This window comes from Bradyrhizobium sp. CCBAU 11357, from assembly GCF_028128865.1.
Classification (GTDB): Bacteria; Pseudomonadota; Alphaproteobacteria; order Rhizobiales; family Xanthobacteraceae; genus Bradyrhizobium.
In genome coordinates, this window is record NZ_LBJW01000101.1 from 211,388 (window position 1) to 221,703 (window position 10,316).

Annotated in this window: 6 protein-coding genes; 4 read left to right on the forward strand and 2 right to left on the reverse strand. The window is 60.7% G+C overall.

Annotated features, from left to right (window positions below):
* Positions 1 to 3 precede the first annotated feature (3 nt).
* From XI05_RS19795 to XI05_RS19805, 3 genes are all read left to right on the forward strand, one after another.
* Positions 4 to 2,559 (forward strand): glycosyltransferase family 2 protein, encoded by a 2,556-nt coding sequence (locus tag XI05_RS19795; protein ID WP_271504877.1) that lies wholly within the window; start codon positions 4 to 6, stop codon positions 2,557 to 2,559.
* A complete protein-coding gene (locus XI05_RS19800) occupies positions 2,553 to 4,943 on the forward strand; it encodes a glycosyltransferase family 2 protein (protein ID WP_271504879.1) in 2,391 nt (796 codons plus the stop codon). The genes XI05_RS19795 and XI05_RS19800 overlap by 7 nt, the downstream gene beginning before the upstream one ends.
* A 142-nt stretch (positions 4,944 to 5,085) precedes the next feature.
* A complete protein-coding gene (locus XI05_RS19805) occupies positions 5,086 to 5,694 on the forward strand; it encodes a class I SAM-dependent methyltransferase (protein ID WP_271504881.1) in 609 nt (202 codons plus the stop codon).
* A gap of 138 nt (positions 5,695 to 5,832) precedes the next feature.
* On the opposite strand, the gene XI05_RS19810 is transcribed toward XI05_RS19805, so the two are convergent.
* Both XI05_RS19810 and XI05_RS19815 read right to left on the reverse strand, forming a co-directional pair.
* A complete protein-coding gene (locus tag XI05_RS19810) occupies positions 5,833 to 7,365 on the reverse strand; it encodes a calcium-binding protein (RefSeq protein ID WP_271504883.1) in 1,533 nt (510 codons plus the stop codon).
* A gap of 383 nt (positions 7,366 to 7,748) precedes the next feature.
* Positions 7,749 to 9,191: an exopolysaccharide biosynthesis polyprenyl glycosylphosphotransferase gene (locus tag XI05_RS19815; protein ID WP_271504886.1), complete on the reverse strand. Its 1,443-nt coding sequence runs from the start codon at positions 9,189 to 9,191 to the stop codon at positions 7,749 to 7,751.
* Between the two features lie 264 nt (positions 9,192 to 9,455).
* Between XI05_RS19815 and XI05_RS19820 the strand changes: the two genes are divergently transcribed.
* Entirely contained in the window at positions 9,456 to 10,112 is a 657-nt protein-coding gene (locus XI05_RS19820; RefSeq protein ID WP_271504888.1) for a ParA family protein, read from the forward strand.
* Positions 10,113 to 10,316: the final 204 nt, after the last annotated feature.

The window sequence follows — 10,316 nt, forward strand, 5'->3', positions numbered from 1 at the left end:
CCGATGGGCGCCGTGCTCGAACGAACTGCAGCTCTCCTCGATCCGGAGCAACATCCCGCTGCTCTGGAGCGGGCCGCCATTGCAAGCCTTGACCGCGGTGAACTCGAGGAGGCCTTTCACCTCGCCGACCGGCGCTGTCGAATTCTTCCAGTGGCCCAGGCGCGCCACTACACGTTGCGCGCCGAGATCGCCCATCGATGCGGCTTTCCGGCCGCTGCACTCAAGGACATCAGCAAGGCGCTCGAACTCGCCCCGGACGACCTCGCCGCCAATCGGCGCTTGATGCAATGGGGCGACGTTGAAAATCGCACCGCTGCTGCGCGGCGTCTGATCGAGCTTGACCGCGACATGGCCCTGCTCGGCGAAGCGGTGACGCATCTGCAAGGTCAGGGCGAGACTGCGCTCGGTGCGATTCATCGTGTCGGCGACGGCCTCACCGGCTGGGCGGTTTGGCAGGGCCGCGGACAGATGAGCCTGCGGATCGAGGCTGATGCGGGAGCGGTCAGCCATTCCATCAAGAGCGATCCGCAGCATGCCCTCGCCGCAAAGGCCGAGCATGCAGCAAGTTTCAGCGTCGTGTTTCCGCCCTCGACGACACGTCGCGTCGTGAGCCTGAAGCTAGGCCGGCGCGCCCTCGCGCGAAGTGCGTTTCCAGCGCCGCTTGCCACCAGTCGGGCAGCGCATGGGGCGATAGCTAAAGGAAATCTCATCGGCCGGACGAGAAGCCCAGCCGCCGACATCACCATCATCGTTCCAATCTACGATGATTTCGAAGCGACCCGCCGTTGTCTTGAATGCCTGATGCAGGCCGTCCACGACCACGATCGGATCATGGTCGTGCTGGTTGACGATGCAACGCCGGACGAGCGCATCGCTGCGTTGCTAGATTCCGTTGCAACCGCGCCCAACGTGCACTTGATCCGCAACTCCCACAATCTTGGCTTCATCGGTGCCGTCAATCGTGCGCTGCACGCTACGCCTTGCGGTGACGTGATCCTGCTCAACGCCGACACGGTGGTGCCCAAGGGGTTTGCCCTGCGGCTGAACGAGGCGGCCTACTCGGCTCCCGACATCGGCACGGTGACGCCGCTGTCGAACAATGGCGAAGCCACCAGCCTGCCACTCGCTTTTACCGCCAATCCATTGCCCCCCATCGAAAGGGTCGCGCATCTCGATGCAATCGCTGCGCGCGTCAATGCCGGGCGCGTTGTCGATATGCCCGATGGCATCGGCTTTTGCCTGTATATCACCCGTCAATGTCTCGATGCGGTCGGGGGACTATCCGACCATTACCATCGCGGCTATCTTGAGGACGTGGATCTTTGTCTGCGCGCACGCCAGCACGGCTTTCGCAACGTTTGCGCACCTTCGGTCTATGTCGGACATGCCGGCTCGGCGTCCTTCAGGGCTGAAAAACGCGCGCTGGTGGTGCTCAACCTCGCAAGGCTGCGCCTTCGCTTCCCCGATTATCGCAGCGAGAGCGCGACCTTCAAAGCACTCGATCCGCTGAAGTCAAGCCGCGGCGCCATCGAACGCGAACTCATCGCCGGCCAGCCAAGGACAATCGTATTATCCGGCCCGGGCGCCGCAGCGGACGTGGCAAAGCAGTTCGCAGGCTGCGCCACTGAACCGGCGCTTCTTGCCCTCTTCAACAAAAATGGCACGACGCTCGCATTGCGCGATGCCGGCGACGACTTTCCGCAATCACTCGATTTCAAGCTTCCGGCCGATCAAGCGGCACTCACCGAGACCATCATCGCGAGCGGTCCCTCGCGCGTTGTACTCGCCGATCCGGCTAACATACCGGCGGCATTTGTGCGGGATCTGATTGATGGCAGTGCGGCGTTCGATGTCCTCGTGACGGATGGCGGATTGCTTTGCCGCGGCGGCGGTTTTGATGAGAAGGGCCGCCTCTGCCCGGAGCTGCTGAGTGGTGAGACCTGCAATTGCAGGTCCAATACGGGCGAGAGCTGGCTCGATCTGCTGTCCCGCGAGAGCTGCATTCTCGCGCCCGATATGGCTGCCGAGGCCTTCTTGCGCCGCCATCTCCCCTCAGATCTCGTCCACAGGGTACGGCTCGTCGGCCGTTCAGACAACCGCAGCCCTACGCGGCCGAAAGCCGTCGCCTCGCGGGGGACGGCGCTCGGCCTGCTTCCCATTGGGCACGGCACCGGAGACTTCGCCTTCTTGCGCGACGTTGTGCGTTGCGTGCGGCAGCGTCGCCCGGACGCGAGAATTGTCGTGTTGGGCGAAACGCTTGATGACTTGGCGCTGATGGCGCTCGGCGGTGTGACGGTCACCGGACGCCTCTCGGTCGACGAGTTGGGTGGCGTGGCGGCACTTCATCGATTGGATAGGCTTTTGATTGCCCGACGCGCTCCCTTGTTTGGTCATCCAATGATCGAAGCGGCGTTGAGCGAGGTCGGCGTTCCGCTGGCCTTCTTCGACTGGTCGTTCGGCAATATCGGCGCGCATGAGGCCGACTTACCACTGGCTCCCACGAATGACGTCGCTGCCACGGCAGAAGATCTTTTCGGCTGGATGGCAAGCCCATGGTGAAAATGCGCCGTTCCGCCCGCGTCAGCGCCGGCGCGTCGTCCCCATCTCCCGGGGAGCTGCGCCACGAATTCGCGCGCAACGAGGAGACCGCTTTCTCCGGATTCGTCTATGATCCGCAGGACGTGACCCGCCGATTCGTGGTCGAACTCCTGCTCGATGGGCTGCCTGTCCGACTTGCCCGCGCGGAATCTTACGTTCCTGAGCTCGCCGCAAAGGGCATCGGCGATGCCTGCTACGGCTTCTCATTCGCTTTGACACCGGAACTTGTCAGCGACAGCCGCGTTGCCGAAGCTCGCCTTGCCAACGGTCTCGGCCCGATCGGCGCTTCGCTTGAGCTCAATGAAGCCGCAGAGGTAACTGATAGCCGCAACCTTGGCGCGGCCGAATGGATGGGGGGCTTGCGATTTCGCGGGTGGGTGCGTTGCCCGGCAACGGAATCGCCGATAGTACGCGCTGTCGTCGACGGCGAGCCGATCGCAGAAGCGCGCGCCAGCGGCTTCAGCCATATCGGCGGCATCGACAATGCCAATCTGGTCAAGGCCTTCGACCTTCACTTGCCGACGGATTACGCGGATGGGCGCGTTCGCCGCGTCCACTTCATCACCGAGGATGAATGGCAATTGACAGTCGCGCCGGTGACGTTCGTGGCTTTTCCAGATGCGCTCGAACAGTTCTTCGCAAGCTTCGGTGACACAGAGTCTGAGCGCCTGCGCGGTCAGATGCTCGACCGGCTGCTGCCGGCGTCTGCTCCCTTTACAAGCTATGAAGACTGGCGCAAGCGTTGGGATGAAAGGGCTCAGTCGCATTCTCCGATTGTGACCGTCGATCGTCCCACGGCCGTGGTGCTTATCGCAGGAGGCAATGAAGAGATCTCACTGGAAAGCCTCGACGAGCAACAGCACGACAACTGGGTCGCGGCCGCTCTGCCGGCGCTGGATGGACCGGGAAGCTTTGATCCCGACGAGCTGCGCGACTTTCTCGCTCACGATGGAAGCGACGCGGAGGTCGTGGTGTTCGCCCCTGCCGGCACCGTCTTCAACCAGCTTGCGCTGCAAGGGCTAGCTCAGGGCTTTGCAGCTATCCCGCGAGCCCGCGTCATCTATTCCGATCTGGAGGTCTCTGGCGAGGATGCTCGTCCATGGCCGCTGGCCCTCCCCGCCTTCGACTACGAACGGATGCTTGAGCAAGGTTATTGCGCGCAGTTCTTTGCCATGGACCGCGCAACGGTACTGGCCGCGCTCGCGGCAAGACCAACGAATCTCTATCGTCTATTCAACAGCCAATTCGACGACAATAGCGCGCCGCGCAACGAACAAGTTGTCCATGTCCCAATCCCGCTCGGGCGCATGCCACCGCTGGATGTGGTTGCGCACAGCCATCTGCTAGCCAAGGCAAGCCTCACCCATCTAATGGCGCGCGGCATTGCCGCAGAGACGAAGGCTCAGCGCGGAGCGCTCTTGCCGGCAGCCGCCGTGGCTAGGAAGCCCTATCCACGCACGCTCACCGTCATCATCCCTGTCCGTGACCGCAAGGACTTGCTGGCAACGTGCCTTTCCAGCATCGCGCCGGCGCTGACCAAATCGCGAGCGCGTGTTCTAGTCGTCGACAACGACTCGAGTGACGCCGACATGCTCGATTATCTCGAAACATTAAAGCGCAGCGGAACGGATGTGCTCACTGTCCCCGGTGCCTTCAACTTCGCGCGGCTCAACAATCTCGCGGTGGAGGCCTGCGACAGCGACGACGTGCTGTTGCTGAACAACGATATCAGGGCGACGGACACCGTTTGGCTAGCTGAGATGCAGGGCCGACTTGCAGAGCCGGACGTGGGAGCCGTCGGCGCGCTGCTGCTGTGGCCCAGCGGCATGATCCAGCACGCCGGCGTCACGCTCGGTGCGAGTTTCGCCGCACAACACATCGGCAACGACCGGCTCGCCAGCGATCCTGGCTATGGCGACATGTTGAAAGTTGCGCGCGAATGCGGATCCGTCACAGCGGCTTGTCTGTTGACGCGGCGCAGCGACTACCTCGATGCGGGCGGGCTCGATGAGGTGCGCTTTCCTGTCAACTTCAATGACGTCGACTACTGCTTGACCTTACGCAGCCGAGGCAAGCGCGTTGTATGGACGCCAACTGCGCGACTTTATCATCATGAATCGGCGAGCCGTGGGCGCGATCAGGCCGGCGACAAGGCCTCGCGCTTCGAGCGCGAGCTCCGCAACCTCCGCAACAAATGGGGCGAACATCTTCTCGAGGACCCCTATTACAACCCTAACCTCTCGCTGGACGCGGTACCGTTTTCAGCCCTGGCTTGGCCGCCGCGAGGATGGGGCCCGCGCGTCAACCATCCACCTTCGGCTGTTGAACTCCCCCCCGGATTCTGAACGATGTCATTGAAATTTAACCCAACCTTCTCTAGCCGCAGCAGGCGGTATGGATTTGCGGCGCCGAGCACTTCGGGGGAACAGCAGGTGTTTGTAAATGAGCGAATGGCTGCAGAAGTCATTCATTTCGTAGGTTGATGCAATGGTAAAGAAAGTTCTCAACGCTGGCAGCGGCCCGGTCAATCCTGAGCGCCTGCAGCGCAGCTTCCGCACCGGTGGCTGGCAAGAAGTGCGAATGGACGTCGATCCACGGGTAGCCCCGGACATCGTGGGCTCGCTCGAGGATCTCAGTCAGGTTGCCGACAAAAGCTTTGACGCGGTCTACTGCTCGCATAGCCTTGAACATCTTTATCCGCACGACGTCCGCGCGGCGCTACGCGGAATCGTCCGCGTGCTCAAGCCTGACGGCTTCGCCCTCATCACCTCGCCGGATCTGGAGCCGATCGCCGCCCTGGTTGCCCAGGGGCGCGGCGAGGAAGTCGCTTACGAATCCCCGCTCGGTCCCATCACAGCCCTCGACATGATTTACGGGCACGCCGCATCGATCGAGAGGGGCAACCATTTCATGGCCCACAATACGGGCTTTACCGAAGAACGGATGGCACGACTGCTGTTGGAAGCGCGCTTCGACGAGGTGCTGCTGATCAAGGGCAATTGCTACGACTTCTATGCGCTAGCCTTGATGCCACAGGCCGACAAGCCTCAGATCCTCGGGGAGTTGCGCAACGGCGGGCTCGACTTCAGCGAGTAGGTCGACGGACGATCTGCCAAGCGAACAGGCATTGAGTTCGCCGGCGCCTGCGACTGCCGACGAGCGAAGAGCACGCTAGAAAAAACAAAAACGCCCCCGAAATCGGGGGCGCTCGTTGCCAGCATCTCGCGAGAGGGCTCAGCTCGGCTTGTAGTCGGTGTCGTTGAAGATGAGGTCCTGCACGTTGGTGAAGGTCATCGTGTTGCCGCCATAAGTTACGGTGGTGACGCCGGCCGTCGTGTTGATCGACACATCGGTCGAATTCAGGCCATCCATGAAGGCGACGTTGCTGCCCGAGCCGCCATCGATCGTGCTGTTGGTGATCGACGTAACCTCGAACTGATCGTTGCCCGAGCCACCAGCGATCGAAGCAGTTCCCGAACCGGTGATGAAGAGGTTGCTGCCCGAGGATGCGGAGGCATCGATCGTATCGCTGCCAGAACCGGCCCAAATTGTGTTTGCACCGCCTCCGGTGACGGTCGCAATTGCCACCGAAGCGCCATCCAAATTGGCCTGGTTACCCGAGCCGCTGATGTTGACGACATCAATGCCAGATCCGCCGAACAGCGTGTCGTTGCCATTGAGCGTAAACGTATCCGTACCTGAGCTGTCGCCCGCATAGATCAAGGTGGCGCCAGAGCCGGCCACCAGCGTGTCGTTGCCGCTACCGCCGGCATACATGGTATCGTTGCCGCTGCCACCGGTCATCGACACATTGCCGGAGCCCGAGGCGTAGAACGTGTCATTGCCGCCGCCACCGGTCATCGTGGTGTTGCCACCGGCCGTCGACGTCAGCAGCTCGCTGCCCGTACCGCCGGTCAGGGTGTCGTTGCCGGCGCCAGCAGTGAGGGTGCTGTTGCCGGAGCCGCCAACCAGCAGATCGTTGCCAGTGCCAGCAGATTGCAGGATATCGTTGCCACCGCCCGAGATCAGGGTGTTGCTGCCCGACCCGAGCGAAACGATCAGGTCGTCACCCGTGCCGCCAACCATCGAATCATTGCCAGCACCGCCCCACAAGGTATCGCCGCCATTGCCCGCGATCAGGGTCTGGCTGCCGCTACCTGCATAGAGCACGTTGTGGCCATTCCCGGTAGCCTCAAGCGTATCGTTACCGGAACCACCATAGAACGTGTCGTTGCCACCGCCTCCGATGAAATGGTTGCTGCCGCCGTTGCCGTTATAGAACACATCGTCGCCGGAGCCGCCGTAAATGGAGCTGTTGCCAGTTCCGGCGATCAAGAAGTTGTTGCCCTCGCCGCCGTAGATCGTGTCGTTGCCAGCGCCTGCGGTGATCGTATCGTTGCCTGAGCTGCCCCACACCACATCGTTGCCGCTGTCGAGCAGCGTGACCTTGGCGGGACCACCATCGGCAATCACAATGCCGACGTCCTGCGTGCCGCGGACCACAAGGCTCCCGCCGGGCTCGACCACGATCAGCGCATCGTTGGCGTCCGTCGTCAGGCCAGCAGGCGAGTCACCCTCGATGAGGACATTCGCCGTCGGATCGACGGGCTGATAGCCGTTCAGCCCCTGAACTCGAATTGTATCGCTCGCGGTGGGAAAGAATCCCTTCGAAATCAGATAATTGTCAATTTCGGTAAGCGTCGTTGAATCGACATGAGGCCCAATGAGCGCGTTAAACTGAGTTTCGGTATAGTCATAAGTAGACATGTAACTGCCCCTTCAAAACCGGAGGTCGCAACAACCCTCGGTTCATTTCCACAAAATCGCCACTCGCCCTCGCCGGCGCCTCCTGGTCTAAAAAGGAGGCGGATCACGAGCTATGCTTAATTATTGGTTAGATAGCCGGCGCGAGGTATTGGAGTCAATCGCTAGAATTGTGCATCGCGATCTCAAAAATTTCCTCTTAGTTTCAGCCTTTTAATTATGCTTGCTACCAAGTCGTGCCGCCCCGGTGGGCGACTCGCCCGATCTGTGAGCATGCTTTTTTAGCCGGATGGTGAACAAGGAGTTTTACGGAACTTTTACTATTCAGCATGCCGCAGACGCATCCCTTGGTTGAATCACTTAGAATTACCAACAACTGGCCACATTCAATAGGCGGAGGATCCCAGCAGGACGATGCAGGTCTTGAGCAGAATTTTGACGTCGAGCCACAGGCTCCAATTGTCGATGTACCAGAGGTCGTGATCGACTCGCGCCTTCATCTGCGAGAGCGTGGTCTCGCCGCGAAATCCGTTGACCTGCGCCCAGCCCGTCAGCCCAGGCTTGACGTGATGCCGATAAGCGTAATTTGCGATCAGCTGTCCGTAATAATCCGTATGCGCCGCAGCATGCGGCCGTGGCCCCACCAGCGACATCTCCCCGCGAAGAATGTTGATCAACTGCGGCAGCTCGTCGATGCTGGTCCGTCGCAACCAACGCCCCACATGAGTCAGGCGATCGTCATTGCGCGAGACCTGCTTCACCACCCGACCGTCCTCCATCGTGGTGAGAGTGCGAAACTTGAATATTCTGAACGGTACTCCGCTAAAGCCAGTGCGGGCTTGCGTAAACAACACCGGACCTTTTGAGCCGAGCTTGACAAGCAGCGCAGCCACCAGCAGCAGTGGCAATGCCAGAATGAGCAGCACGGCGCAGACAACGATGTCGAACGCGCGCTTCGCAAGGCGCTCCTCGAGGCTCAGCGGAGCGCGCTGGATCTCGGTCGCCCAGACCCCTCCGACAGACAATTCATGCCGGCCAAGAAAACGCGAGACCTTGGGATCGGGAAATAGACGGACCGGTAGTGGCGCAGCACGCAGGATTTCCGCAAAGCGGTCGATCTGATCGGGCCTGCCCCAGTCCATCAAGAGAAAGAAGCTGTCGATCCGATGCTCCGGGCGTGCGACATCGATCAGTTCGCGGCCGAATTCGTCGAAGTCTTCTGACGTCGGGATGATCCGAAACTGCGCAACCTCGTAATCGTGAAAGGCGAGATCCTGCAGGTAGCTGCGCGCCTCTTCGACGCAGCGATCACTGACGACCACCACCTGCCGCGGCGCGATCACGCGCATGGCGCGAGCTTGGCGCAACCGGGCGCCGAGCAAAGCGCGCCAGCCGACCAGCACACTCCAGCCAGTCAGGAAGAATACGACGGTCGCCCCACGGGAGAGATTGGGGCCAACCTTCAGCAGAAACGCCAGCGTAACGAGCATGAGGAAGACCGCGATCCATGCTAACGTGAGCTGGCGACACTGGAAGGCGGGCTGCATCAGCCGCCTCACGGAATAATTGCCGCGGTAGGCCAGAAATATCGAGAGATAGAAAGCTACGGCACAGGCCAGACCGATGAAGGTCGTGAGGTCCCCGACCTCCTGCAGCATAATGCGATGATAGCCGACCGCGGAGGCCAGACTCGCAAGGACCAACAGGCAAAGATCGACGAAAAATACTGCAGGACCAACTAAATAACCCGGAAAGCCAAGCCGAAGCCCGCAGACCGTGGCCCCACGCCCTGCTTCGCGGGACAGCCGAAAGTCGGTAATGTCAGCCACAAGAATGACTCAACTGTAACCAGATTTAGAAAAAATTAAGATGGCCTTATAGAGACAACTTTAACGTTTGGCGAGTCGTTTGCTGGGATGCGGCACCGGGCGCCGCGCCGGCGTCGCCCCGAGCCCCTAGAGCAGGCAAGAATGCAACACTGATTCGGCAAAACTCCCGCACAATTTGCCGGGACTTGAATGAGAACATCATTCGTTAGATTGATGGGAAACGATCGGCGGAAAGAGCGCTCTGCTCGCATAGAGAAAAGCCATATGCGCTCGGTAATTTCAGTCGTCCAACGCAAAGGTGGGGCGGGCAAAACGACCATTGCCATAAGCTTGGCAGGCGATTTGCATCGGCGCGGCATCTTTGTGGATGTTATCGATGCCGATCCACAGCGATCCGCCGCGGAATGGGCCGCGCCTGGACGGCTTCCCTTCCGAGTCTCCGAGGTACCGCTGCGTTATGGTGAGGCAGCCCGCTGGGCCAAGCTTATCGGCTCATCGCCGGGGAGCGTCACCATTATCGACACGCCGCCGCACGAATACGCGGTTGGCGCTGCGGTCGCGGTCGCCGACATTGTTGTCTTGCCCTGTACACCCTCGGGTCTCGACCTGAGTGCCACAGAGGAAACGATTTCGGCCATCGCCTTCGCGCGCGGAAAACGTGGCGCCGACGTCCCGACCTTTCTCGTTCCCAATCGGGTCGATCCCCGAACTTTAGAAGGCCAGCAAATCGTGGAGGCGCTGGGCGAACTGGGGGAGACAGTCTGTGGTCCAATCGCTTCGCGACTCGCGTACGTTCGCGCTTTCTCGGCTGGCACACTACCCCGAGGTTACGCTATCTCGACGGAGCTTGCCGGACTGAGCGAGCCTGTGCTTGAGGCAGTCCGACAAACGATGGACGCCTCCCATCTGCCGACAACTTAATTATTATTTTGGTAGGAAGATAACAGCTCTTAGCAACAGCGATAATCTCACTCGTGAAACCGCTGATAAATCAAAATACTGTCTTCGGATACTTGGAGCGAAGTCATTCCCATCCTCGATCAATTGCAAGAACGCGCGCGGAACACCGGCACACGCGAGCGACCGCCCAAGTCTCTTGCCGCTTGATCGAGTTCATCCGAGCGG

Excerpts from the sequence above, each read along its gene's own strand:
- XI05_RS19805 (WP_271504881.1), top strand. The coding sequence starts at position 5,086 with ATGGTAAAGAAAGTTCTCAACGCTGGCAGCGGCCCGGTCAATCCTGAG.
- XI05_RS19820 (WP_271504888.1), top strand. The coding sequence starts at position 9,456 with ATGCGCTCGGTAATTTCAGTCGTCCAACGCAAAGGTGGGGCGGGCAAA.
- XI05_RS19810 (WP_271504883.1), bottom strand. The coding sequence starts at position 7,365 with ATGTCTACTTATGACTATACCGAAACTCAGTTTAACGCGCTCATTGGG.
- XI05_RS19795 (WP_271504877.1), top strand. The coding sequence starts at position 4 with ATGGGCGCCGTGCTCGAACGAACTGCAGCTCTCCTCGATCCGGAGCAA.
- XI05_RS19800 (WP_271504879.1), top strand. The coding sequence starts at position 2,553 with ATGGTGAAAATGCGCCGTTCCGCCCGCGTCAGCGCCGGCGCGTCGTCC.